General features: G+C 61.1%; 17 protein-coding genes and 2 pseudogenes. 9 read left to right on the plus strand and 10 right to left on the minus strand.

The genetic code is table 11. The features are described 5' to 3' along the window. Window positions 1-273 precede the first annotated feature (273 nt). The gene (locus VGV41_RS03235; protein ID WP_326862218.1) at window positions 274-462 is read left to right on the plus strand and encodes a hypothetical protein; all 189 of its coding nucleotides are present in this window, start codon (window positions 274-276) and stop codon (window positions 460-462) included. A gap of 710 nt (window positions 463-1,172) precedes the next feature. After that, a complete protein-coding gene (locus VGV41_RS03240) occupies window positions 1,173-1,445 on the plus strand; it encodes a hypothetical protein (protein WP_326862219.1) in 273 nt (90 codons plus the stop codon). A 198-nt stretch (window positions 1,446-1,643) separates the two neighbouring features. Here the strand turns inward: VGV41_RS03240 and VGV41_RS03245 are convergent, their stop codons facing one another. Then, the gene (locus VGV41_RS03245; protein WP_326862220.1) at window positions 1,644-1,991 is read right to left on the minus strand and encodes a class I SAM-dependent methyltransferase; all 348 of its coding nucleotides are present in this window, start codon (window positions 1,989-1,991) and stop codon (window positions 1,644-1,646) included. Then, window positions 1,967-2,815: a cyclopropane-fatty-acyl-phospholipid synthase family protein gene (locus VGV41_RS03250; RefSeq protein ID WP_326862221.1), complete on the minus strand. Its 849-nt coding sequence runs from the start codon at window positions 2,813-2,815 to the stop codon at window positions 1,967-1,969. Before VGV41_RS03250 ends, VGV41_RS03245 begins: the two co-directional genes overlap by 25 nt. Before the next feature lie 1,314 nt (window positions 2,816-4,129). On the opposite strand from VGV41_RS03250, the gene VGV41_RS03255 reads away from it, so the two are divergent. Continuing rightward, window positions 4,130-4,342 (plus strand): hypothetical protein, encoded by a 213-nt coding sequence (locus VGV41_RS03255; RefSeq protein ID WP_326862222.1) that lies wholly within the window; start codon window positions 4,130-4,132, stop codon window positions 4,340-4,342. A gap of 861 nt (window positions 4,343-5,203) precedes the next feature. On the opposite strand, the pseudogene VGV41_RS03260 reads toward VGV41_RS03255, so the two are convergent. Further along, window positions 5,204-5,449: pseudogene (locus tag VGV41_RS03260) on the minus strand (alcohol dehydrogenase catalytic domain-containing protein); the annotation flags it as partial. Between the two features lie 162 nt (window positions 5,450-5,611). Further along, entirely contained in the window at window positions 5,612-6,427 is an 816-nt protein-coding gene (gene fdhD, locus VGV41_RS03265; RefSeq protein ID WP_414705051.1) for a formate dehydrogenase accessory sulfurtransferase FdhD, read from the minus strand. Window positions 6,428-6,574: 147 nt separating this feature from the next. Between fdhD and VGV41_RS03270 the strand changes: the two genes are divergently transcribed. The 4 genes and pseudogenes from VGV41_RS03270 to VGV41_RS03285 all read left to right on the plus strand — a co-directional run bounded on the left by VGV41_RS03270 (window position 6,575) and on the right by VGV41_RS03285 (window position 11,429). Continuing rightward, window positions 6,575-8,884, plus strand: a complete 2,310-nt coding sequence (locus tag VGV41_RS03270; RefSeq protein ID WP_326862223.1) for an FdhF/YdeP family oxidoreductase — start codon at window positions 6,575-6,577, stop codon at window positions 8,882-8,884. Window positions 8,885-9,122: 238 nt separating this feature from the next. Beyond that, window positions 9,123-10,077: pseudogene (locus VGV41_RS03275) on the plus strand (IS110 family transposase). Between the two features lie 456 nt (window positions 10,078-10,533). Further along, window positions 10,534-11,001, plus strand: coding sequence for an Hsp20 family protein (locus VGV41_RS03280; RefSeq protein WP_326862225.1), 468 nt, complete (start codon window positions 10,534-10,536; stop codon window positions 10,999-11,001). Between the two features lie 74 nt (window positions 11,002-11,075). After that, entirely contained in the window at window positions 11,076-11,429 is a 354-nt protein-coding gene (locus tag VGV41_RS03285) for a hypothetical protein (RefSeq protein WP_326862226.1), read from the plus strand. Window positions 11,430-11,811: 382 nt separating this feature from the next. On the opposite strand, the gene VGV41_RS03290 is transcribed toward VGV41_RS03285, so the two are convergent. After that, complete coding sequence (locus VGV41_RS03290; RefSeq protein WP_326862227.1) at window positions 11,812-14,613, minus strand: PAS-domain containing protein; 2,802 nt, start codon at window positions 14,611-14,613, stop codon at window positions 11,812-11,814. A 1,363-nt stretch (window positions 14,614-15,976) separates the two neighbouring features. Between VGV41_RS03290 and VGV41_RS03295 the strand changes: the two genes are divergently transcribed. Continuing rightward, window positions 15,977-18,385, plus strand: coding sequence for a glucan 1,4-alpha-glucosidase (locus tag VGV41_RS03295; RefSeq protein ID WP_326862228.1), 2,409 nt, complete (start codon window positions 15,977-15,979; stop codon window positions 18,383-18,385). An 811-nt stretch (window positions 18,386-19,196) separates the two neighbouring features. On the opposite strand, the gene VGV41_RS03300 is transcribed toward VGV41_RS03295, so the two are convergent. The 5 genes from VGV41_RS03300 to VGV41_RS03320 all read right to left on the minus strand — a co-directional run bounded on the left by VGV41_RS03300 (window position 19,197) and on the right by VGV41_RS03320 (window position 23,935). Next, window positions 19,197-20,108 (minus strand): alpha/beta hydrolase, encoded by a 912-nt coding sequence (locus VGV41_RS03300; RefSeq protein WP_326862229.1) that lies wholly within the window; start codon window positions 20,106-20,108, stop codon window positions 19,197-19,199. Between the two features lie 10 nt (window positions 20,109-20,118). Beyond that, the gene (locus VGV41_RS03305) at window positions 20,119-20,925 is read right to left on the minus strand and encodes an aspartate dehydrogenase (protein ID WP_326862230.1); all 807 of its coding nucleotides are present in this window, start codon (window positions 20,923-20,925) and stop codon (window positions 20,119-20,121) included. A 103-nt stretch (window positions 20,926-21,028) separates the two neighbouring features. Continuing rightward, on the minus strand, window positions 21,029-22,456 hold the full coding sequence (locus tag VGV41_RS03310) for an aldehyde dehydrogenase family protein (protein ID WP_326862231.1): 1,428 nt from the start codon (window positions 22,454-22,456) through the stop codon (window positions 21,029-21,031). A gap of 103 nt (window positions 22,457-22,559) precedes the next feature. Continuing rightward, window positions 22,560-23,030, minus strand: a complete 471-nt coding sequence (locus VGV41_RS03315; protein ID WP_326862232.1) for a cupin domain-containing protein — start codon at window positions 23,028-23,030, stop codon at window positions 22,560-22,562. A gap of 248 nt (window positions 23,031-23,278) precedes the next feature. Beyond that, window positions 23,279-23,935 (minus strand): TetR family transcriptional regulator, encoded by a 657-nt coding sequence (locus tag VGV41_RS03320; RefSeq protein ID WP_326862233.1) that lies wholly within the window; start codon window positions 23,933-23,935, stop codon window positions 23,279-23,281. 205 nt (window positions 23,936-24,140) lie between these two features. Here VGV41_RS03320 and VGV41_RS03325 point away from each other — a divergent pair, with 205 nt between their 5' ends. Next, complete coding sequence (locus tag VGV41_RS03325) at window positions 24,141-25,868, plus strand: FAD-dependent oxidoreductase (protein ID WP_326862234.1); 1,728 nt, start codon at window positions 24,141-24,143, stop codon at window positions 25,866-25,868. Window positions 25,869-25,872: the final 4 nt, after the last annotated feature.

Here is a 25,872-nt window from a genome sequence, read left to right on the forward strand (position 1 = left end):
TGTCTAGGAACCAGCGTGCGTGAAGCCTCCGCCATCGTCAGGCAGAGCGACCGCGTTCGCTCGTCAGGCGCATTTCGCGCGAGCCTGAGACAAGCCGCTGCCCATTCTCGGTGTTCGTCCGGCGTCGCCACGGCTCGCCCGAACAACACGCAACTACCAAAAATGCCTTCGTCCGAGCCTAGGTTCCAATCTTCACGGTTATTCACATCAGAGGTGGTGGCTGCAACGAGTTCCGACACGCCGGGGTTTAACCGCGAGACGAAGGAGGACGACATGCAGGAGGTCCAACAGTACCGGCAATATGTCAGAGAGTGCGTGCGCCTGGCGGCGACCGCGTCAGCAAAAGACAAGCTCATACTGCTGAAGATCGCGGAAGCGTGGGAGCAACAGGCAAAAATTGCTGAAGCTGCAAGCAAGAAGAAGCCGGGCGGCAAATCGGATGGAGCCACGCCTACGCCCTGAGGTCGCGGCGTTTCAGATTATCGCACCGCGTGGGCCACCGCGCAGGAAGCGGAGCGCAGGCGTTTGGTTAGTCTCTAGGAGTCGCGCCGGGGCGTTAGTCTTTTGCTCTAGCCTTGCCGCGTGGTTCTAGGCTGCTGGTTCAGGCTGTAGCTCGAAGGCGAATGAGATTAGGCAACAAGCCAAAGACGTTTCGTCGAACGCAGTGGCCCGGTGCCGGCGTGGAGGAGTGGCCCGTGATCTCGATGGCAAAGAAGTCATCGGCCGCATCTCGAAATCACGGAACCGACAGGGCAAAGCCTAGTTCAGGGGACTAAAGCAGTTCCCAAGTTCGGCGGCAAACAGCGGCAATGCTTCCCACCTAGACGAGGCCAAGGCGAGGCTTATGGCAAGATAAAAGTCAAGACACGTTAAGACGACGGGCGGACTTCGGGCGAGGCACCTGCAAACGGCGTGCCTCCGCCGGTCGACCATATCATAGGATTGGCACCAGTCTCTAAAGAAGAAGGCCGCACTCCGTGGAAAGTGCGGCCTTCGCAATCCAGCATCAGGAGGGGTGCTGGCTCTTCACTCGAATAAGCACTCCACGGGAAAGCCGTTCCGGGCCAATCATTCGGACAGACCTGCGACAGGGCGTCGCGTGTTTCCGCGGCTATGAGCGGAACAAGGCTTCAGTCGGAACGTTCGTTTTCCGGCAAACAAAGGAGGCCAGCATGAAATTCAAACTGTTCCTTGCCGGAGCTATGATCATCGGTTTCGCCGGATCTGCAATGGCAGACGAGTACTATGTGGTCGAGAACCCGACTAGCCACCACTGTACTGTGACCACGAGCAAACCCGCCGGCAAAGAGGTCGTCACTCAAATTGGTCCATTGGCCTTTACGACGCGAGAAGAAGCCGAAAATCGGATCAAGACCACGAAGGTCTGCACTGATACTGTCGGCGATGGCGATCACGATAGCAGCACGACGGTCATCAAGAAGTAGTTGTGGCCGTTTATGTTGCGGGCAGTCGGCGTGGTTTGCGCATGAAGCCTCGACCGCTGCACGTGCTACGGCCGTAGCCGAATTGCTTCCAAGCGCAACCTGAGCGCACCTAGATCTGAGTCGTCTTTCTTGTCTCTTATTCGAGCGGCTCCGAAGGTTTATCGTCGGAGCCGCTCTGCTTTCCGCGGTTGCCGCAACTCACGTTGCGTCGGGCGGCGGACAGAGGGTTGGGATAGCCTCCGGCGAATATTGATAGTCGCGCGTCCAGGGACGCGGTGCGGGGTGGCCGCCAATCGGCTTGTGCGCGACGATTTGTGCGATCGACAGCCACCCACGATCAAACGCTTGCGCCATGCCCGCGAGATAGATGCGCCAGATGCGATAGCGCTCGACGCCACCGGCAGCGATCACCGCGTCTCGGCTGGCCTCCAGCCGATTACTCCACAGCGTCAGGGTGCGAGCGTAATGCGGGCGCAGATCCTCGACATCGGAGGTCTCCAACCCGTGTCGTGCAATTTCGGTCAGTAGCCGCGGCAGGTTGGCCAACTCGCCGCCGGGAAAGACGTAGCGGTCGATGAACTCGCCGCCGGCGGCCCTTGCGGCCGGCCATCCGCGTCGGTTGTGATGATGCCGTGATTAAGGAGCGTACCGCCTGGCTTGAGCAGCCGCCTGATACTTTGGAAATAGGTGGGCCAATTGCGCCTGCCGACATGTTCGTACATGCCGACCGAGACGATCTTCTCGAAGCAGTCCTCGCCGGGTACATCGCGATAGTCAGAAAGCCGGATTTCGACACGGTCGGAAAGGCCGGCCGCGGCAATACGGTCGCGGGCGCCGGCGCATTGCGTCTCGCTGTTGGTGATGCCGAGTGCGGAAATGTCGTAGTGGCTGGCGGCGAAATGCAGGAGTCCGCCCCAGCCGCATCCGACGTCGAGCAGACGATCCCCGGGAGCCAGACGCAGCTTGTTGCAGATGTGCGCAAGCTTCTGTTGTTGCGCCACTTCGATGTCCTCGGCGCCGGTGCAAAAATAGGCGCAGGAATAGATCATCGCGGCGTCGAGGAAGGCGCGATAGAAATCGTCGGAGACGTCGTAGTGGTAGGCGATGGCGCGTGCGTCATGCGCCTTCGTGTGACGAAACGAAAGAAGCCCCGTGCCGCGCACGAGCGGCGCGAGCCACGGCGCCTTGCCGACTCGTTCGGCGAGATCAATGCCGGTGCGCAAAATGTCGGTCGCGGCCCCCTCAACAAGAATGTCGCCGGCGACGTAGGCGTCGCCGAGCCGGTCCAAGCGGCCGAGCAGGAGGTCGCGCGCCATTCGTGGCGCGCGCAAGGTGAGGGTCACCGTCGGCGAAGTGGAGAAATCGAACACCTCACCGTCCCAGAATGCCAGCCTTAGTGGCGGTGGCCGGTCGGCAAAACGCTTTTGAAGAAATGACAGTAGCCGCCGGCGCAGCGACATAATCTGCTCGCGAGACAAAGGGGCCCCGCAGAGCTAACGCGGCGCGCGCGTTTTGGTCCCACGTCAGCGCCGAACGGCGCCCCGACTGCGACAAAGCTGGGTCAGGATAGCCTTGTCCGTCAGCGCGAACGGAACCTCAATGACAACGCCGGAATGTCGTAGAGGATGTCGCCGGCGAGCTAGACGTACAGACGCTGATCTGCACGCGGTGACGAGACACCCGCTCACGATACGAGTCTGCCCACCGACCGGGCGATCCCGCAAACCTATTCGCCTCTTAGCCCCAGACTTCTTTTAGCGCACCTGCCGCCAAAGTGTGAGGATCCCGCTCGCCAGTTTTGACAATCGGAATAATTTGACGAGCGATGACTTCGTGGACACGCCAGAGTGGCGAGCGGGGTCGGACAGAGCGTGGCAGCCAACTTATATGCGAAAGACAGGCTCTCGATCGCATCGGGATCAAATGCTGCACCCGCGAATATCTGTGGCATTCGCGCACCCCTCTTAGCGCCAAATCATTGCTGGTCTCTGTTGCCATTGAAGCATCGAAGTTCAGCGGCGTCTACCTGAACCTTGACGTAAATTAGAATACTGAGGCGCGCAATAGGAGGCGAATTAGCAACTAGCGCAGAGTGCGAAATCATACCGACACCCCGTTGGATGTCCATGCTAGCAGTTCACACAGACCGTAGCCTTGCCGCTTTGAATTAGGAATAAGATATGTGCGATCGTTGGCGTCGGCTTCACTTCTCTCGCTCGCCTGAAGCGGAACATACATCCTCAGAAGCCAGATCATTCAATAATTGCGCGCAGTACCGCCGGTTAGCATCAAAGCGTGCGCACAATTAGACTACTACGCAGGCGACGTTTTGTTTGAGGCCGGAGGTCCTTAGCGTCGCTGGTCTTTCCGGTCTCCGGTAATCTTATTTCGATGGCGCGGCCCTCGCTGATGGCAGCAACATCGAAGTGGGTCTCTATGGCCGCCACCGCGTAGTGGGCGGGCCAGCGGCCTTTGGCGCAAAAGCTCACCTGAGCAACTGCACTGTTCAAATATCGGGAGAAGGCTGGCCTGCGCTCTCACAAATGGTGGCTGAAACGGCAGGCAAGCATAAGTTGTTGCGAAAACTAATATGTCGGCATGAACATTACATGCTTTTTCAGGCCCAACAGAGAGCCGCTTGTAACGCCAAGCACTCAATCCGGCAGCGCCTAGCGACGCGCCTAATGCGTCTCAACGACTTCTGCGAAGGACAACATCTGCATGTCAACGTGGCTATCGAGCCACGGCAAATGAGCCTGACCACCTTGATTTGGGAGCAGAAAGTGGTGCCGCTGCGCTTGCGGCTCGGGCGCGGTTCGCCCGCTGGCCCCCTCCCTCATCTGAGGGTGGGCCAGCAGGCACACGCTAAAACTGTCAGACAAACTATTTTGCCTTGAACTTTCTTCCTGCTGTCTAATTGTAAATGTGGCTTGATCGCGCAAGTGCGTTTCGGGACCAGCCTCTATGCGAGCGAAACAGCAGAGCCGATGGCAGCGCGTGGAAGACCTAGTAATGCTCGGCATTGCCATAGTACTTATAACGGTGGTTGCCTTGCTCGCTATCCTGCGTTGGCCGCACTTCGCTCCGCGTTTGGAGAAGCTGACGCGGGACAGTGTCATTGATAGCGCCGCTGTTGCGTTGGTGGAGTTGAAAAATCGGGTTCATCAGCGCCACCAGCTAACAGCCGCGAAATAGTTCGGTTCCACGGTTGTCAGTCTTGCCCGTTTCGGCCGAAGCTCGCGCCTGCCCCCGATTCCCGTGTAACCCCTTTGGCTGCCCGCTTGTCACGCCATTTTAGGATGGAGGTACGTACTGGTCGTACGTCCGGCTTTTCACCGGGACATGCGACAGCCTGGACGACGATCTGGCCGCCGGTCGAGCCGACACAGGTCACTCCCTGGTTCCGAAGCTGTATGAGATGCGTAATGAGGAAAAGGGTTTAACTGCTGCGGGGAATCGGAGCGGAACCGTGACTTTCCGGGTGGCGTTGTCGGTAGTTCCCGCCGGGCCTCCGGGTCGAAGCGGAAACTCGGAGACTGGTTTGGAAACGGTGCTGAATACATATCGCACGCGCCAGTGCTCGTCCGCCGATTTGGCGGGGAAACCGTTTATTGGCGGAGGGCGCTCAGGAACTCTATGGCTTTGACGAAGCGGTGTGATCACACGAACTGCTCAATACCGTCTTTCCGGGCAACTGGAGCGAAATCAGTAGGACTCTCCACGAATACGGCGTGTGGCAGGGGTTACTGGGCCAGCCCGACGCGGTCGCCGACCTTGAGCTTCGCATTGCCGGCGCCGACCTCGACCACTTCGCCCAAGGTCTCGTGCCCGCGTACGTCACCCGACTCCATGCGTGGGATGATGCCGTTAAAGATATGCAGGTCGGAGCCGCAAATGGCGCAGGAGGTGACTCTGATGATGGCGTCGCGCGGGTGTTCGATCTTCGGATCGGGAGCTGTTTCGCAACGGATGTCATGCTTGCCGTGCCAGGCGAGTGCTTTCACTTGGGTTCTGTCGTCGATCGCCTCTCTGGCAAAGTCAGCGACCCCGAGATCGTTCCGGAGAGACAACAAGGCAGGGTGCACCGTCGCGGTGGGTCGGTGAAGGCACATTGGAGCCGGGTGCGTTCTGATAAGCGCGTTCAGGCCGGCTGTTCGGTTGCGGTGTCATTCGAGCAGAACGCGGTGGGGATGGGTGTACAGTTCCCAATCGGAATGCCGCGCCACCCCGATGAGGGTAATATTGGCGGCCTCTGCCGTACGAACCGCAAGCGCAGTTGGCGCTGAAACCGCGATGAGAAGCGGGGCGCCAATGGCAGCCGCCTTCTGTACCATTTCGACCGATACGCGACTGGTGATTACGAGCGCGCCTTGGCTTGCGTCAGCGCGACTGCGCGCGATGGCACCACCGAGCTTGTCGAGCGCATTATGGCGGCCGACGTCCTCCCGAGTGATGGCGGTTCCGCTACCGTGCCTGTAGAAGGCCGCTGCGTGGGTGGCGTGGGTCTGTCGGTGCAGCGTTTGCCCCTCGGCGAGCATCGTTATCGCTGCGGCGACGTCGGCTGCTTGCCAATGACGACCTTTGCCGACAACGCGTGAGGGTCTGATTGCTTCGGCGAGGCTTTCGATACCGCAGAGCCCACAGCCAGTTGGACCCGTGAGACGCCGTCGGCGCGTGCGATAGGCATTCGCGCTGGGGCCGGCGAGCCACATTCGCAGCTCTATGCCGGCCTCGCTGTGCAGCATCGTGAGTTCGCCGATCTCGGAGGGGCTTTCGATCAGTCCTTCCGTCAGGCTGAAGCCGAGCGCGAAGTCTTCGAGATCTGCTGGGGTTGCCATCATGACGGCCTCAGTCGAGCCGTCGTAGACGAGGGCCACCGGAGTTTCCTCGGCAAGCTCCCGCGTCCGCCGTTTCGCCGCGGAGGCGCGGTATTCTACGCAAGGGGCGAGCAAGGTGGCAGTCGGAACGCCGACGGGTTGCATGAGAGGCCATTGAATCGTCGCCGTCTATTCGACGCGCGAGCGCCGGAGCAAGTTCCCATTATTGGTCTCCAGCCATCCGAAACCTTATTCGCCACAAGACGTCGTTATCGGAGGGCGACGCCAAAAAAAAGCGACGAGGTCGAGACCATGGCGCCGAAAGCCAAAAGGCCGCCGCGCAAAGCGGAACAGGAAAGCCAACCGAGCGCCGCCGGCGGCTGGGGCTCCGTGGAAGCGCTGGCGGGCATTCTGACGCAGGAGGAGATCCCGCTTCTCGGACCCGAAATTCTGATGAAGCAGAACAAGCCGGACGGCTTTATGTGTGTCAGTTGCTCATGGGCGAAACCGGCCGAGCCTCACACATTCGAATTCTGCGAAAACGGCGCCAAGGCAACGGCGTGGGAAATCACCAACAAGCGCACTACACCCGAATTCTTTGCCAAACATACCGTCGCGGAACTGCGTGAGTGGTCCGATCACATGCTCGAAGAGCATGGTCGGCTGACGCACCCGCTGCGCTATGACGCAGGAACCGACAAATATCTGCCGGTGAGCTGGGATAGTGCGTTTACCGAAATCGGCGCGCAGCTCAAGAAGCTTGCCCCGAAATCGGTCATCATGTACACGTCGGGACGCGCTTCACTCGAAGCGAGCTACATGTATCAGTTGTTCGGTCGGATGTACGGCACGAACAATTTCCCCGATTCCTCAAACATGTGTCACGAGTCGACGTCCGTCGGACTGCCGCCAGTGATCGGCGTTCCCGTCGGCACCGTGCTTTTGCCCGACTTCGATAAAACGGACTGCATTTTCTTCTTCGGCCACAACACCACAACAAACGCTCCTCGGATGCTTCACCCGTTGCAGAGAGCGGCGAAGCGTGGCGTTCCCATCGTGACCTTCAATCCGCTTCGAGAACGCGGTCTGGAACGCTTCGTCAATCCACAAAGCCCGATGCAGATGGTGGCAGGCGGCACACGGATCAGCTCGCAATATTGCCAGGTTCGCTGCGGCGGCGACATCGCGGCCATTATTGGCATCTGCAAAGCGGTCGTTGAGGCCGACGATGCGGCAAGGTCAGCGGGCGGTGCGCGCAAAATCGACGTCGAGTTTATAACGCGCCATACGCATGGATTCGAGGAGTTTGCAGAATTCTGTCGCTCCCAAGATTGGGAGACACTTGAGCAAGCATCCGGTGTGACCGAGGCCGAATTACGGGATGCAGCGACTACCTACATGAATGCCGATGCTGTAATCGCTAACTACGGTATGGGTATTACCCAGCACGAGTTCGGGGTCGAGACGGTTAAGATGATCGTGAACTTCCTGCTGCTACGCGGTAATATCGGCAAGGAGGGGGCCGGCATCTCTCCCGTCCGCGGCCATTCCAATGTGCAGGGTCAGCGCACTGTCGGCATATCGGAGAAGACCAAGCTGGTGCCGCTCGACAAACTCAAGGAACTTTACGCATTCGAGCCGCCGCACGAGGACGGTCTGACGACGGTTGATGCCTGCAAGGGTATCCTCGACGGCAGCGTCAAAGGTTTTGTCAGCCTTGGTGGCAACTTCGCACGCGCCATCCCCGAGCGATCGTTGATGGAGCCCGCATGGATGAAAATGCGGCTTTCGGTGCAGATCGCCACCAAATTGAATCGGACGCACTTGCTTCCCGGCGAGGTCACATTCCTCCTGCCTTGTCTCGGTCGCATCGAGATCGACAACCAGGCGACGGGCCCCCAGGCGGTGTCCATGGAGGACTCGACAGCATGCATCCACGGCTCGCGGGGCATGCGCGAGCCGGTGAGCGAACACGTCCTCTCCGAGCCCGCGATTATTGCCGGTCTCGCCAAGGCTACGCTGTCGACGAACCCGAACGTGGATTGGGAAAAGTGGGTCGGCGACTACTCACTCGTCCGCGACGCGATCGAGGCGACCTATCCGGATCAGTTCAAGGATTTCAACAATCGCCTGTTCACACCAGGAGGGTTTCCACGCCCGCTCGGGGCGCGCGAACGCAAGTGGAAAACTCCGAACGGCAAGGCGAACTTCACGGTTCCCGAGAGTCTCAATAATCGCGTCGAGCAGGGGCCGGATATCTATCAACTGATGACTACTCGTGCCGACGGTCAATTCAACACCACCGTCTATACGGAGGACGATCGATTCCGTGGCGTCAAAGGTAGCCGCAACGTGGTTCTGATGAACAGAGCCGATATTTCTAAGCTCGGACTTCGCGTCGGCGACCGCGTCATGCTTTCGACCGCTGCCAATGACGGAATCGAACGCAAGTACGGCGATCTGCAAGTCATGGAGTATGACATCCCGGAAAAGTGCGTCCTCGGCTATTATCCAGAATGCAATGTCCTTATTCCGCTTTGGCACTATGCGAAAGAAAGCAAGGTCCCTGCCGCAAAGTCCGTTCCCGTCCGCATCGCGCTCCAGCATCGCAGCGACGGCTAGGAGACGGAAGGCGCAGCGATTCGAGAGGTCGGTCAGCTCTGCCGAGTTTCGCGCGGATGGTCCGCAAGAGCGGTCCTATTCGCCGGGTAGTGAGACTGCTCGATCTTTAGTCGATCGCATCAGTGGTAATTCTCGATTCGATATCATGTCACCTCCTGATGCTGTGGACGGCTCCTCCACCGGCACTTCGGTGGCATCAAAGTGGATGTTTTTAAACGCTCACCCTCCGGAGTAGCTGATGCAGACGATCACGACAATTGGTCTCGATATCGCTAAATAAGTCTTTCAGCTCCACGGCAGGGACCGTGATCATCCGGCGCCAGTTGAAGCGGCGCTATGTGCTTGGATTCTTTGCGAAACTGCCTCCCTGCTTAGTTGGAATAGAGAGGCCTGCGCGACCTCGCATCATTGATCGCGGGAGCTGCAGGCGCTAGGCCATACGGAGCGGTTGATCCCGCCAGCCTACGTGAGACCGAATGTCAAACGGCAGAAGAATAATTGCACCAATGCGAAGCGATCTGCGAAGCGGTCGTGCGGCCGAACATGCGGGTTGCGCCGAAGAAGACGATCGAGCAGCAGAGTGAGCTTGTCCTTCATCGGACGCGCAGCTCGCTTATCCGTCAGCGGACTTCAGTGATCAACGCCCTGCTCGGCGTAGTCGCCAGCAAAGATGATACTCGACTTGCAAGGACCGTTCGCGCACCAATAGTAGCACTTGATCAACTGCGCGCATTGAAAGCGCATATTCTGGAGTTCGACGGAAAGATCTTACAGTGGCATCGCCCGAATGAGCCCCAGTAGGCGCCTCAATGAGATCCCGGGAATGGGTCCCGCGCTGGCCACAGCACTGGCGGCCAGTATCGCTGATCCGAGGTCCTTCCGTTCAGGGCGTGACTTCTCGGCCTTGATCGGCTTGGTGCCGACGCAGCATTCGAGTGGCACAATCCGAGGCTGGGCGGGGTCACCAAACAAGGTGATCGTTACTTGCAAACCCTGTCCACCATCGGAGCCTTGCCGTCATCCGATACGCCAAGATCCACGGCACTCAACGTCGACCTTGGCTCGCGGCGTTGTTGACGCGCCGGCCGAAGAAGGTCGCGGCTATCGTGCTGGCGAACAAGATCGCGAGGATGGCTTGGGCGCTGATGGTCAAAGGTGAGCGGCACAGTGAGCCGGCTGCTCTAGCAGTCTGAACGCGATCGCGCCGGGTCGTTCGGCGTGATGTGAAGGCTGGGGAGGGCTAACAGCACGTAATGCAGAGCCGCTCGATCCGGCGATCAGGACAACCCACTCGGGCCGCACCATTGCCGACTCGAAGCCGTCCACACGCGGCCGCGAGGCGGACCAAGACGCCGATGCCGTGAGGTCCGCTCCTTCGCGAAGATCAGACCTGCTCACCCTGGTTGGCGACAGCCGGTATAAGCCCATCTCGCGGCCGCCGAATTTAGCTCTGGGAGCGAGCGGCTTGTGCCGACCGGCTGGGCGTCTTCCAGAGCGCCGGCCCGGAGAAGTTTTTTGAACGGCAACCCTTGAAATCCCGCAAGGTGAACCCAAATCGTCGCCCGCCGGGTGCCCACCGGGCCCGGCGCGGGCGCCGGCAGGGTCCGGCGCGCTGCTCATTCCCATGTTGCTCAATGGAGAATATGGCCATGAGAACCCTCAATCTCGATCCCTTCTGGCGCACCAGCGTCGGCTTCGATCGTCTGTTTGACCTGGTCGATCAAAGTCTCCGGCTGGAGCCGGAGGGCAACTATCCACCCTGCAATATCACCCGGACCGGCGAGAACGCCTACTCCATCTCGCTCGCGGTCGCCGGCTTCAAGCCCGAGCAGATCACGGTCACCCTCGATCGCGACACGCTCATCGTGACCGGCCGCATGGAGAAGGATGTCGCCGGCGGCGAGTACCTTTATCGCGGCATCGCCGCGCGGCCATTCGAGCGGCGATTTAACCTGGCCGAATACGTCGAGGTGAAACGGGCTTCGCTGAATGACGGTCTGCTGCAGATCGAGCTGGTCCGTGAATTGCCGGAGGCCCTCAAGCCGCGGCGGATCGCAATCACCAGCGCGGCCGCGCCGCAGGATAACGTCCGCACCATCGAGCACCAGGACGCCTGAGCGTGGCTGCGATGGCCGAACGGGGCGGGTCCGGCCGATGCCCGGGCACGCTCCCACGCTGTGGAGAGATGACTATGGCAGAAAACAAATCCGACACGACTTTCGACATCAACAGTCTGCTGCATCCGGCGGCCGCCTATGGCCACCCAAGCGAGGTCCTACGGGACGGCGATCTGACGCTGAACGAGAAGCGGGCGGTTCTCGCGTCTTGGGCCTCAGACGCCTGTGCGGTCGAGGCTGCGCCCGGGCTGCGGCAGCACGGCAACGGACAACTCGTCTCCTTCGACGATATCATGGAGGCGCTGAAGGTCCTCGACGGGGAGGCGCATGCTCGCACGGACTATGGCAAGCTTGTGAATCGGGTTCGCCGTATCCGCGATCTTTACGGTCGTGGAGAGAGCGGCAGCGGCGGCATTTTCGTCTCCTAGGAAACGCGGTGGGTCACGGCCGCACGCCGCCGATGCGGAACGGCCGTGAGCCATCAACTCCATATGACAGGCTGCATCAGTTTGAGGAACGTCCGGAGGACTTGCCCTCCGCTTCGGCGCAAGGCGAACTTGCGCATGCAAGAGCCGGCAGCCGCAATTGGAGCACTGGAGACCCGTACGTCCTCAACGCCAACACCCGGATCTGACCCAGGTGGGGCTAGGCCGCTTACATCTTTGTCCGGTGGTTCCAGCAGCGGCTCCGAGCGTTATTACGTGCCCAGGGCGTCCTCAGCGGAGGATCTAAACGCTAGCTGAGCTGTGACGTCCAGTTATGGATATTTGCGCGCGGATGGACCTGCTCCGTCGAGGCTGCCCTTACGACTCAGTTAGCCTTGGCTGCTGCCTGCCTTGGCTTTCCGACTATGTCCGCATACTTATCGATGCGGCTTGGGCGGCCAATGAGGTAGCCCTGCATTTCACTGCATCCCTCCGCGGCGAGGAACCGAAATTGCTCCGCAGTTTCAACCCCCTCCGCCGTTATTGGCAGCGAAAGACTGCGTCCGAGTCCGATTATGGCTTTGATGATAGCGGCTGATTGGGCTCCATCCGATAACCGGCTGACGAATGTCCGATCAATCTTCATGCGATCGAAGGGAAATGACTGCAGATAGGAAAGGGAAGAGTATCCCGTCCCGAAGTCATCCATCGCAATCCGTACTCCCAGTGCCTTCAAGCGCCGCAAAACTGAGATTGCTCTTTGAAAGTCTCCAATCAAAACGCTTTCAGTGATCTCCAATTCCAGCCGGTCGGCACTCAGTCCAGTGTCCAGCAGTGCCAGATGGACGGCAGCCACAATGTCGCCGTGCTGGAATTGGACGGGAGAGAGATTGATCGATAGCCGGAGCGGATTCTTCCACGACGCGGCCTCTCGGCAGGCTTCTCGCAACACCCACTCACCAAGCGATAAAATCAACCCGCTATCTTCCGCGAGCGTGATAAACACCTTGGGAGAAATCGCACCTCGTGAGTGGTGGTGCCAACGCGCCAAAGCCTCAAAGCCGACTATTTCGTGGTTCGGTCTGGCTTGTGGCTGATAAAAAAGCTCCAGTTCGTTTCGCTCGATCGCGGACTTAAGCTCGAGCTGCAGCACCCGATCTTCGCGAAGTCTCGCGTCCATTTCCGGCGCAAAGAAACGTACGGAATCGCGGCCCTCTCGTTTGGCGCGATAAAGCGCGGCATCAGCATTGGCCAGGAGCGCGGCCGCATCACAGCCGTCATTCGGGTAGATCGCCGCGCCAATACTGATCGCGATCCGGATTGGTCTTCCGGCAACCTCGACGGGTTCGGCGAAGGCCCTCTGCAGTTTAAATGCAACATACTGCGCCTTGTCCGCATTCTGGTCCTTGTCCAAAACGATGCTGAATTCATCGCCGCCCAAACGGGCAATGAATGCTCCTTCAGCGGCATTCTGGAACCGCGCGGCCACCTTGCAGAGAAGTTCGTCCCCAGCCGCGTGGCCGAATACGTCGTTTATCTCCTTGAATCGATCGAGGTCGATAGAAAGGACCGCGACTCCCTCGCCCATTCTGGAGGCATTGTCGAGTGATTGGGCCAGGAATTCGTTGAAACAAGCCCGGTTTCGCAAACCGGTGAGCGTATCGTGTTGTGCGAGGTATTCGATACGCTCCTGCGCCCTGTGTCGTTCGGTCGCGTCTTCATGGGTCGCGGTCCAGCCGCCGCCTGGAATAGGTGTGCTGACGGCGTGAATGCAGCGGCCGTCCGGAAGCTCGATCGTGCGGGCGATTGTCTTCCCATCTGTCATCGCACGTATAATTTCATCACAGTACGTGCCGATATCACCGTTGAACACGCCCCGCTCTTTGCGGTGGCGGACGAGGTCACGGAAAGCGCAGCCGGGCGTTACGACGGTTGGTGAAAGCCGATACATTTCGATGTAGCGGGAGTTGCAGAGGACGAGAGTACCGCTAGCGTCGAACATCAGCAGGCCTTGAGACATATTGCTGATTGCTGCCTCGGTAAGCATTTTCTGCCTAACGAGGTCAGCTTCGGCGCGCTTAAGCTCGGTAACGTCGATGATGGCGCAGATCCTGGCTTGTCGACCCTCAAATTCGAGATCCGTCGAATAGACCGAGACGAGCATCTCAGACCCATCGGCCCTCAGATGCCGCCATATCCGTCGTCCGCCGCTCATTTCGCCTGAGTGCAGGAAATCCGTGAATTGGTCGCGCTCGTCCGCCGGGCGAAGTTCAATGGACGTTAATTGCAGAAAGCGCTCCCGGCTGTAGCCGTAGTGCCGGACGGCTGCCTCATTAACAGCAAGGAATTGGGCCGTATTGACCTCGATGACCCACATGGGCAGCGGGTTGCTTTCGAATAGGAGCTTAAGTGACCGCTCTCGCGCTTTGAGGTCAGTAATGTCGACGCGGATGCCGACGCTTCCTCCGTTGCTCGTTCGGCGCTCATGGACCCGGACCCAGGCGCCGCCAGCCAACTGCTGCTCATGCGTAGCTGCGGACTGAAAATGGCGGGCCAGTCGTTCTGAAAGCCACTGATCCTCGCGTCCGACTGCATCGGGATATTGCTCGCGCTGAAGGCCGGCTCTCAACACATCTTCGAAGCGCGCGCCAGCAGCGATCGTATCGCGGCTGATGCCATACATTTCGCGATATTTGGAATTCCAGAGAACAAACCGATCGTCTTTGTCCAGAACTGCGATCCCTTCAGGAATCATTTCGATCGCATCTATCAGAAGCGAGTGTGCGGCCTGGGCTTTCTCCCGAGCTTCCTCGGCATCTACATTGGCAGTGGCAAGAGCATGTGCCCAGTTTTGTTGGTCAGTAACGTCCTCGTGCGTAGCGACCCACCCACCGACAGCGCGCGGAATGTGGCGGATACATATGGTTTGGCCGTTTCGGAGGGGGACCATCGTCTCCGAGTAGCGGTTCGCCTGTGCGATTTTAAGCCGTGATCGAAGATACTCATCAGTGCTGATCGATGGCGCCGCTCTGCCAGCTTTAATTTGGAGGACGATGAGCTCACTCAGAGCAATGCCAGGCTTAATCTGCCTAGGCGAAAGACCGTAGATTTCAATATATCTGTCATTGCAATAAAGTAGCCGCTCCCTGCGGTCGAAGGCCGCCAGGCCGTGCGAGATGCTGTTCAAGGCGTCTCGCAAGAGCGGCACGTCCGTGCAGCTTTCGAACGGGTGTTGAATGGTTCGATTCGCCCTCGACATATGCGATCCCAGCGGCCGTTTCTATTTAGGAACGGCGCACGCGCGATCGTATGGGATCAGGAATTGATTTGGTCTTAAGTGACGCAGTTTTACGAATTATTAGCCGTCTTTCCAGCGGAAACCCTACCGGTTCGACGCGCAGCGGAACCGGAGTTCTGGACCAACGGGCGCGATCGGGAACTGGCGCCCGGCCAAGGCCCTAAGAAGCCCGCTTTCAGAGCGCCGTTGTCGGTAGCCTCGGTGGCCGGATCGATGTGGAAAGTTCGGATCTTGGTTTGGAAACGTTTGCTGAATACCGATTTGGTGGCGAAATTGTCTAACAAGCGCCGACCCCCTTCGCGGGGAGGGCGCTTCGCTCGGCCACTGCCGGTCTCTACGACCGGGAACGGCGCTTGGGCCGTTCAAAGCGGCCGGCCGCTCAACGACCTCCCGTTAGTTACATAAGGATAAGCGTCTCGACGAGTAGGCGTTCTACCTTTCGGGGCGATAAGGACGATCTCGTCTTCGGTACGGCGCGGGATTCTTGAGATTGGAGCTATACGTCGTGCTGTGCGACAGCCTCGCATCCGTCGTGGAACTTTATAGTTGTTGGCAAGTTGATGCGGCAGAGGTACATCAAAATGACTTATCCCATGCTCGACCATCTTCGTATTTTATACGAAGTGCTTACCGGAGGCTTCGTTGCGTTCGGCCTCGGTGCTTTGATCGTTTGTTTCAAATTTCTTGTTGTGGCAGCGGCACCGGTTATCGTGCCCCGTTCTGCATGAGCAGCTGTCGCGTCTCTGCGACGGTTACCAGCCCCATTTGGCCTGTACCCGGTTTGGATGACACCGACCTAAGCGACCCCGGCCCTGCGCGCGAATTCCATAGGGCTTAGATAGCTCGATCGCCGAGTGTCGGCGTCTTGCATTGTAGAAGCGCTCGATGTCACGTGGTGTTTGGCTAGGGCGTTTGAGCCACGCATAGAACCCGCCGCGCGAGACACCGAGCGCCCCGCACATCCAATCCGTCGGTTCGTCGACCCGGAACAATCCGTCGTTCGATGTTTTCAAGTGTGAGCACGATTCGATAAGGGACGCGCGGCAACGGCCGCGTGTCGGGATCGGCAGGAGACGCGGGGGCGCGAGTAACGGAATTGGTCATTACTTATCTTTAATTATTCGAGCGAACCTGGGCTGCTAGGTAGTCTTTTGCAGTGTTCGTGCTCTACATTTCATTCGCGTAGCTGCTTGAGGCCTGTATGGCCGCACACCAGACCCGCACATTCTATCAGACATAAAGCAAGATCGACATGACAGATCGTATTATTGTGCCGCCGGGAGCTCCGGGCATTTCTTCCCGTTGGACGTCGAGCGCCAAGAGTGCCGTGGGGACCGCGGCCGACGCAAAAAGCCGCGTCTGGTTCACCATCAGTCATGGCATCCTCAATGAAATCTATGCCCCTCGGCTGGACACAGCGTGCATCCGCGATTTCGGCTTCATCGTCACTTCGGACGGCTATTTTTCCGAGGAGAAGCGGGACACCATTCAAACCGGTGAAATGCTTGAGGATGGCGTTCCCGCCTATCGGTTGATCCATACCGCTCGCGACGGACGGTACCGTATCACCAAGACCATTTTTTCCGATCCCGACCGCGAGGTGGTTCTCCAGGACATCGTCTTTGAAGCGCTGATCGGCAAAACATCTGACTACGCTCTGCATGCGCTTGTCGCGCCGCATCTGGTGAATGCCGGTTCTGGCAATACAGCGTGGTATGGTGATTTCAAAGGCCACGGGATGCTTTTCGCAGAAGGGCGCGGAACCTTCTTGGCGGTGGCATCGTCGGTGCCTTGGCTGGCGCGCTCCGCCGGTTTTGTCGGAGTCTCGGACGGTTGGCAGACGCTGCGCCGGGGCGAAGGTTTGCGGTCCGAATATCAGCGCGGCGAAAACGGCAATGTCGCCATATCTGGCACCCTGGACCTCACCGCGGGCAATGGCCGTGCATTGCTTGCGATCGGCTTTGGGGCACAAGCCGAAGAGGCCGCGTTCCGCTCTTTGATCAGCATTCAGCGCGGTGCGCCCGCTGCGCTGGAGGCTTTCCGAACCGGTTGGCGGCAGTGGCAGAGCAAGCTCATACCGCTCGACCAGCCGCGCGATGCAAAAGGGCTCAATCGGTACCGCGTCAGCACATTGGTTTTAGCCTCCCACCGGGACGCAGCATCGGGCGCGATCATTGCGAGCCTGTCGGTCCCTTGGGGTTCGTCCAAAGGGGACGACGACCTTGGCGGCTATCATCTGGTCTGGCCGCGGGATCTTGTGGAAGTCGCAGGCGGGCTCCTCGCTGCCGGTGCGACTGAAGCGGCGGAAGCCGTTCTCGGTTACCTGATGGCCGTGCAGGAAGCCGATGGACACTGGGCGCAAAATTCATGGCTGGACGGCCGGCCTTATTGGGGAGGCATCCAGATGGACGAGACCGGCTTCCCTATCCTGCTTTACGACATGTTGCTGCGCGCCGGCGCCATCGATGCGTCCGCGACCGCTCGTTACAGCAAGATGATTGAAGCCGCCGCCGGCTATATCGTTCGTCACGGCCCCGCAACCAATCAGGATCGCTGGGAGGAAGACGGCGGATATTCACCTTTTACACTCGCTGTCGAAGTTACCGCCTTGCTGGTGGCGGCTGACGCGATCGAGGCCGCCGGCGATCCCTCTGCGGCGCAATATCTGCGCGAGGTGGCGGACGGGTGGAACGAGCAAATCGAGACGTGGACCTACGCCACGGATACCGAGTTGTCGCGCAGGCTGGGCATCGAAGGATATTACATCCGCATCGGTGACTCGACTGGCAACGGTGCCGACCCTCTCCGGGGCCGGGTCGCGATCCGTAATCGCGCTGATACCAATGCGTCTCTGGAAGCGGATAGCCTCATCAGTCCGGATGCACTGGCGCTGGTTCGCTTCGGGCTGCGCGCAGCAGACGACCCGCGCATCCGGAATACCGTGACCGCCATCGACGCGGTCCTAAAGCGCGAACTTCCCGCCGGGCCGTATTGGTATCGCTATAACGATGACGGCTACGGCGAACATGAGGACGGTTCGCCGTTTGATGGAACTGGCACTGGGCGCCTCTGGCCTTTGCTGACGGGAGAGCGCGCACATTACGAATTGGCCCTCGGCCGTATCGACGAGGCGCGACGGCTTCTCGCTGCCTTGGAGGCGTCCAGCAGCGATGGCGGGTTGATACCGGAGCAAATATGGGACGCCAAAGATATACCAGAGCGGGAACTGTTTCTCGGTCGCCCCGCCGGCAGCGCCATGCCGCTCGCATGGGCGCATGCCGAGCACATAAAGTTGCTAAGGTCGATCAGAGATGGCGCAGTCTTCGATATGCCATTGCAGGCCGCGCGGCGATATATTCAGAATAACCAAAAGCTCTTTGCGCAGTCGTGGCGAATGACCTCGAAAATCGAGAGTTTGGTCGAAGGGCGTATTTTGCGCGTCGAATTGCTAGAGTCTGGCACCGTCCGGTGGTCCTCGGATGGCTGGCGGACTTTCGACGAAGTGAGCGCAAAAGCAACCGGATTCGGAACATACATTTGCGATCTGCCGACGCGGGCCTTGCGCGCAGAGAAAGACGTAGTTTTCACGATTTATTGGAGCGGCCGCAAAAGCTGGGAAGGGACGAATTTTGTTGTTCGTGTTGCAAGCGCAATGGCCTGATGCCGACCGTGGCCAGAAAGGCTGGTACTGGGGCCGGTGCAGCTATGCTGGCGAGCGGCATGGGCCGAGCCCAGCCCGCACCCAAAGCCGACCACCGCCCGAATCGCTCCGACCAATCTCGAACTGGCGCCGGGGCCGAAAGTCAGGAAGGAGCCGGGCCCCGTGTTGCGGCTGCGGGAGGGGCGCCCGTACGACACTGAGATGTCCGGACTGATGAAGGACACGCTAAGCATACGGGGACATTCGTTCGCCGAGGTGAATTTCATCGCCAGCGTTCCCGGGCCGACTTCTTCCACTGCCATCATCAGGATCATGTGGATGAGGGCTTTGCAGGACTGATTACGTACGAATAGCCCGCGCCACCGTGCATAACCTTGGCCCGATCTAGAGGCACAAAGGCGAATTAGTCTATTCGGCTGCGATTGCAGACGGGGGAAGTGGCCCGCTCGTCGAGAGCGCCAACAGCTTCTTCAAGCTGCAGTGGACCCGCGGCGATCCCCTGACTGCCGGTTTGGATGAATAGCGAACAGGTCTGCTACCGCGGTCACTGCGGACCTATGAAGCGTACGTGCGAATGTCTGGGTTTGACCCGAGGCGGACCAAGGCGCCGAAGTACGAGAGGTCCCCTCGCGAGAGTTGGGCGCACGCCGCTCGGTGTCACCTATGCTTGCCTCCGCGATCGCCTCTGTCATTGCGCACGCATGCTGTACATCCCCGATGCACCTTTCTGTAGTGCCGGCATGGTCACGAGCCTTATAAAGAACCGGGACAGGTTAGCGCATGCGAGGCCCGCCCACCGTCGCAGTAGCGACTAGCGCGGGTCGGCGATGAACGCGCGCAAGGCACAGCCGAGCGCGTCCTCGGCCGTGTTGATATGCGCCATGGTCGTGGTGTGGTTGTGCCCGGCTAGCCACATCAGCGGCGGCGTGCGCCGCTTCGCATCCGCGAGCCGGTAGACCAATTCGGCACAGTGCAGGTCGATGAGCGGGTTCTCGAACTCGCCCCACGCGACGAAGGTCGAGACGCTGCCTGCGCCGACGTGGCTCACCGGCGACAGATTGTCGAGGACGTCGGCGTCGTCACTGCCGTAATAGGCGACGACCTTTTTTGCGTTCGGATTTTCGGGCCTCGCCTCGGCGCGCACGCGGCCGCTCAGCACGATGTGCCCGGCAACGCCCGGACCATCCGAAGGATGCCGCCTCTTGTCGTAGACATAGCTACCGGTATGCGCGGCGCCGGCGGAGTGCCCCATCAGGAACAGTCTGTTCCGGTCGATGCTGAACTCGCGCGCATGCGCGCGCGTCCAGGCCACCACGGCAGCAATGTCCTCGCTCGCACCGGGATACTGCACTGCGTCGGCGAGTCTATAACTGATATTGATGCCGACGATCCCGTGGCGCGCGAAATAGCGCGGCACATTGGCGTAAATCTCCTCGGTGCGGTTGCGGTGGCCGTCGAGGAAGGCGCCGCCGTGCACGAACAGCAGCGCAGCGCGTGCCGTGGTGCCGTCGTTCGGGAGATAGATATCGAATCGCTGCCGTTCGTGGTTGCCATAGGCGATGTCGCGGCGCACGGTGAGATGGTCCTCTGGACGAGAGCGATGGAGGGCGCTGAATTTCTCGATGGTGGGTTTGACGTGCGCCGCCGGCGACCAGTGCGGGCCGACGTCCGCCATGTAAGCGCGTAGCGCGGCGGGAATCTCCGGTTGTCCTATGTCGGCCATGCGCGGCTGCCTAGACGACCAGCCGATGCACGTGCTGCTCGATGAGCCGCACCAGACTGAGCGCCGTCAGCTCGGACGACTTCGGATTGGTCGCGAGCGGCCGGTTCTCCAGCGTGATCGTCATGCGGCCGAAGGCGCCACGCGCGGCGATGTGATGGCCGTTCAGGCTCACGGTAGGATCGGCGACCAGCTCGACGCGCGTCCTGTCGAGGCCGAGGCCGGCGAGCGAGGTGACGACGGTCGCGTTGGCGTTCTGCGGATAGGAGGCGGCCGCCTCGCGCGCCGTGCCGGAGAAGAACACCTTGCGCTCGCCGAGCGCATCGAGATCGAGCAGCTTCTCGGCCGGCGTGTTCTTCCAGGCTCGCGGCGGCTTGACGATCTGGTGGACGACCTCGTCGAGGCCGAGCACGGCGGCGCCGGCGAGCGCGTCGATGCCGCCGATGGCGCCGGAGGGCACGTGGATGCGGCTGCCCGTCTTCTCGGCGAGATCGACGAGCCGCATTAGCAGGCCATCGTCGCAGAAGGCGCTGGTCGACGCGATGATCAGTTCCGGCGCGGCGGCGAGCGCCGCCGGCGCCCATTGCTCGATGGCGGCCCGGCCCGCAGCTTCGACGACAAGATCCGGGTTCGCCGCGGTCAGATCATCGGGCGAGCCGATGAAGCGAACGCCGGCCGGCAAGGCCGCGCGGCCCTCCGGCGTGTCGATGGTGGCGATGCCGGCGATGTCGATCGCGGTCCTGCGCTGGGCGAGCAGCGCGCCCACGCGTGAATTGATCGCGCCCCAGCCGATGAAGACGACACGGGTGCGCTTGTCCATGTGAGCTTGCATCCTACCTGCCGCCGCTTAAGCCCACGCCACTATAATCCGTCGTGCTGACCGGAAGCGCGGGCAACCAAGCCACTCCTGACGCTACGCGGCGTCAAGGGCGAATTCCGACGAACTTGATCTGCGAGAACTCTTCGATCGCATAGCGTGCGCCTTCGCGGCCGACGCCGCTCTGCTTCACGCCGCCGAACGGATAGACGTCGAGACGGAACCGGCTGGCCTCGTTAATCCACAACGCGCCGACATCGAAGTCGTCCGCGAACGAAAAGGCCGACTTGATATCGCGCGTGAAGACGGAGCCTTGAAGCCCGAACGGGGAGTCGTTGGCGAGGCGGAGCGCGTCCTCGATAGTGGCGAAGGGAACGACCAAGGCGATGGGTCCGAAGATCTCCTCGCGCCAGAGCCGGGCGGTCTGCGGCACCTTGCAGAGAATGCCCGGCGTCACCAGCGCGTCGTCGCGGCGCGGTTCGAGCGCGTAGACCGCGCCGTGCGCGATCGCGTCACCGCATACTTCCATAACGCGTTGCGCGGCGGCCCTGTTGACCATCGGCCCAAGGTCGGTCTGCGGATCGTCGGGGTGGCCGGCCTTCATGGCTTTGGCGGCGTCGACGAAGCGGGCGAGGAAGGCGTCGGCTATGCTCTCGTGCACCAGCACGCGCTGCGCCGAAATGCACTGCTGGCCGCTGGCTTCGAAGGCGGCCGCGGCGATGCGTTTCGCGGCATCGACGATGTCGGCATCGGCGAGGACGATATTGGCCGCGTTGGAGCCGAGTTCGGCGACGAACTTTTTGGCTCCGGCCAGGCGGGCCAGTGCCTCGCCGCCGGCGGTGCCACCGGTGAAGGAAACGGCCCGCACTAAGGGATGCGCGCACAGGGCGCCGGCCGTGGCCTTGTCGCCCGTGAGCACGGTGAACAGTCCCTTGGGCCAACCAGCCTGTTCGAACAATTGCGCCAGCATGAGCGCGGTGCGCGTGCCGGCTGGCGCCGGCTTGGCGATGATCGCGTTGCCCGCAGCGATGGCCGGCGCGACCTTTTGCACCAGCAGGTTCACCGGCGCATTGAACGGCGTGACGCCAGCGACAACTCCGTAGGGGATGTGACGAGTGAAGCCGAACAGGCCGGTGCCGGCGGCGGCGCTGTCGAGCGGTAGCACCTCTCCATTGAGCTGGGGCAGGGCGGCGGCGCAGACCTCGAAGAACTCGGCGCCGCGCCGCACCTCGAAGCGGCAGCTGCGAATGGGCTTGCCGACGTCCTCGGAAATCACCGCGGCGATCTCCTCGGCCGAACCGAGCAGCGCTGCGGCCGCGGCCTTCAGCCAGGCCACGCGCTGATGCACCGGCGCCTTCCGGTTGGCCGCGAAGGCCGCCGACGCCACCCGCACGGCGGCTTTGACGCCATCCGGTCCCGCCTCGACGATCCGGCCGATGACCTTGCCGTCGAGGGGACGCACGAAATCGAAGCCCCCGGTACCGGTGAGGGGCTCGCCGCCGACGAAGGAGGTGATGTCCGGAACAGTGCTCATGAATCCCTCCGTGCGGCCGCGGCGGCGCAGGACGCCGGGCTTCCAACGATGCATCGGGCGCAGACCGCTCGAAGCACTTGTCTCGTATCGCGCAATCGGCGCGTCAGGCCGACTTCAGGTGGGCGTCACGCCGCTTGTAGAGTTCGTCGTCGGCGTAACCCATCGTCTCGGGCTGTCCGCGACCGAGCATCACCTGGAAGTAGACCGGCTCGAGGCTGTCGTTCTGATAGCCGTGGATGACGCCGGCCGGGCAGGAGACGCATTCCCACGGGCCGAGCCGCTTGGTGACGCGGTGTCCTTTCCCGTCCTCGACGAAGACGTCGAGATGGCCCTGGAGCACGAAGAATACTTCCTCGACTTCATGGGTGTGCGCGGCGTTGCCCTGGCCCGGCGGCACGAACATGATCGAAAGCGTGAAGTTCTTTGCCGGGATGACGCTCGGGTCGCCGTGCTTGCCGGAGCCGCCGGCGCCAATGAAGCGATGCTGCGCCCGCTTGTAGCCTTCGATCTTCGCGTCCTCGAAGGCGGCCCAATCGGCCTTACGATCGGCGAAGCGCGCGGTGTAGCGCGACATGACGTCTTCCATCGAAACGCCTACGAGCTCTGGTGGAAGCGGATGTCTGGCAATGCCCATCGAAGGACTCCTCGTGTTGGTGTGGCCGTGAGCATATCCGTCTTGACTATCTAGTCAAGAAGCCGGCGTGTCGAAGGACGCGTGAATTGTGCGCAGAAGTGCCGGCGCTGCCCGCGGTCAGGCGTCGCCATGCGCGTCGATAGCCGATGCAGTAGGCAACTTCGGCACGCCCAGCGGACAGATGCGGGTCAGGCGATCTTGCGCGAGGGCAGGGTCTGCACTGAGGTCAAGCAGTGCAGCATCACCACCTCGACGACATGGTTCAGCCAGCGCGCATGCGCGGCGTCCGACTCCATGTCGCGGCCAAGAGCGACCTCGAGCGTGTATTGATTGGACAGGTAATGGTAGCAAAGCGATGAAAACGTCAGATAGACGGTGACCGGGTCCAGGCCGGTGCGGAACACGCCGTCCTTGCTGCCGCGATCAAGAATGAATGCGATGGTTTCGAGCAACGGCTCGTATAGCTCGCGTACGCGGTGCGACTTCTTCAGATATTTGCCGCGGTGCTTGTTCTCCTCGTTCATCAGGCGGATGACCGAGGGATCGCTCTGCATGGCCATGAAGGTATGGCGAATGAGTTGCTCCAGCGCGACCACGGGGTCGCTGGTGCGCAGGGCCAGGTCCTTCTGCTGGTTGCGCATTGTTTCGTACATGCGCTCGAGTACGGCGACAAACAGCCGTTCCTTCGATTGGAAATAATAATACAGCATGTTCTTGCTGAGCCGGCAGCGCGCCGCGATCCGGTCGACGCGGCCGCCTTCGAAGCCGAGCCGGGCGAATTCTTCGGTCGCTCGGATGAGAATCTGTTCGCGGGTGCGAGCGGGATCGTTGTGCCGAGGTGCCACGCCGGTATCCCCCAATGATTGTCAGTTGGCACGGGAATGCTGCTCTTCCATATCAATCTTGGTGTGCTCGGTGCAAATGTTTCGTCCGCCGGCGCCCGCGGCGGCGCATTTGCGCCGGCGGCCTTTACCAAGACTGGCGAAATATGTTGAATGTCTGTTCAACAGCGGAGGCCGCGGCAAGGCCGGGCGGCACGGGGAGAGAGCGATGATTCCTGCGAATTTGACCGGCTTTGATGACGGCCAGGCCTTCGACGTCGTCGTCGTCGGCTCCGGCGTGGCTGGCATGACCGCCGCTTTGGTCGCCGCGATATCGGGGCTGAGTGTGGTGCTGATCGAGCGCACCGATCGCGTCGGCGGCACCAGTGCGTATTCCGCGGGCAGCGCTTGGATTCCGAATACGCATCATGCCGCGGAGGTCGGCGCGGACGATTCGATCGAGAAAGCCGCGCTCTATCTGCGGCATTCGGTGGGTAACGAGTCACCGGAATGGATGCGCATGGCGTTCCTGCAGCACGGCCCGAAGGCGGTCGCCCTGCTCGAGCAGAACTCGCAGGTGCGCTTCCGCGCCCGCACCTTGCATCCCGACTACAACAGCAGCCTGCCCGGGTCGACGCTGAAGGGGCGGGTGCTCGAGGCGGTGCCGTATGACGGGCGTGCGCTAAAAGGCTTGCTCGGCATCGTGCGCGAGCCCATTCCCGAGTTCACGATCCTCGGCGGCATGATGGTGAACCAGGAGGACGTGCTGAGCTTTCTGGCGATGACGCGCTCGGTGAAAGCGCTGCGGCATTCGGCCGGCATCCTCGCGCGCCATGCCATGGACCGGCTGACGCACAAGCGCGGCACGCGGCTGATGATGGGCAATGCGCTGATCGCACGGCTGCTGATCTCGCTCAGCGAGCGCAACGTGCCGATTCTGCTGAACGCGTCGGTCGAGGAGATCGCCTGCGGCGCCGACGGCGTCGACGCGGTGACGGTCGCGCAGAACGGCTCGAGGCGCCGCCTCACGGTCAATGGCGGCCTGATCGCCGCGACCGGCGGGTTCAACCGCCACCCGGTGCGGCGGCAGGAAATGCTGCGCAAACCGGTCCCGGACTATTGCCCCGGCGCGCCCGGCCACACCGGTCAGCTGCACGATCTGCTGCTCGAGACCGGCGCCTATTACGGCGAGGACGGCCGCGACTCCGCGTTCTGGACGCCGGTTTCGGTACGGCAGCGGCCGGACGGGACGACCGCGGTGTTCCCGCATTTCATCTTCGATCGCGGCCGGCCCGGCATCATCACCGTCAATCAGGCCGGCAACCGCTTCCTCAACGAGGCGCTGTCGTATCATCCGTTCGGGCAGGGGCTGTTCGAGGGCAATGCCAATTCGCCGAGCATTCCCGCCTATTTGATCGCCGACGAGACGGCGCTGCGCAAATACGGTCTGGGCATGGTGCGGCCGGGACGCAGCGGGCGCGGGCCGTACCTGAAGGACGGCTATCTCACGCAGGCGCAGACGCTCGAAGAGCTGGCGCGCAAGCTCGGCATCGATGCCGCCAATCTTCGCGCCACGGTGACGCGCTTCAAAGGCCTCGCGCGGAATGGGGTCGACGAGGATTTCGGCCGCGGCACGACGGACTACCAGCGCATCACCGCCGGCGATCCAGCGCACACGCCTAATCCCTGCCTAGGGCCGATCGAAACGGCGCCATTCTACGCCGTGCGGCTCTATCCGGGCGACATGGGCGCGAGCACGGGTTTTGTGACCGACGAGAACGCCGCGGCGCTGCGCCGCGACGGGAGTGCCATAGGCAAATTGTACGCCTGCGGCAACGACATGCACTCGGTGATGGGCGGCAACTATCCGGGGCCGGGCATCACCATCGGCCCGGCAATTTCCTTCGGTTACGCCGCCGCGCGCGATATCGCCGCACGCCTGGCGCGCCGCTCCTGAACGC

The organism is Pseudolabrys sp. (assembly GCF_035943735.1).
Lineage (GTDB): Bacteria > Pseudomonadota > Alphaproteobacteria > Rhizobiales > Xanthobacteraceae > Pseudolabrys.